The 361-nt window shown below is 34.6% G+C and carries 1 protein-coding gene; it reads left to right on the top strand.

Annotated features, from left to right (window positions below):
* Window positions 1-52: 52 nt before the first annotated feature.
* The coding region (locus tag Q3223_RS19620) for a phage tail protein (RefSeq protein ID WP_407812453.1) at window positions 53-361 on the top strand (309 nt) is incomplete at its 3' end.

Raw genomic sequence — 361 nt, 5'->3', positions numbered from 1 at the left:
CATAACATGAGTTCAGAAATATTGACAGTATATCCAAAAGGAGGTGGTATAAATGGCTGATGAACAATTTTACACTATACTTACAAATATAGGTAAAGCTAAGATTGCTAATGCAGGAATGCTAGGTAAATCAGTAGTACTAGAGAAGATTCAAGCAGGTGATGGAGGAGGAAGCTATTACAATCCAACAGAAGACCAAACAGCATTAAAAAATAAAGTTTGGGAAGGTAATATAAATGCGTTTGACAAGGATGAAAATAATCCTAATTGGATTATTGCAACAGCATGTGTACCTGGTTCAATAGGTGGATTTACAGTTAGAGAAATGGCTCTCATAGATAATGAAGGAGATATGATTGCA

It is taken from the genome of Clostridioides sp. GD02367, assembly GCF_045900275.1.
Lineage (GTDB): Bacteria > Bacillota > Clostridia > Peptostreptococcales > Peptostreptococcaceae > Clostridioides > Clostridioides difficile_A.
This window is presented reverse-complemented; position numbering and strand designations above follow the sequence as displayed.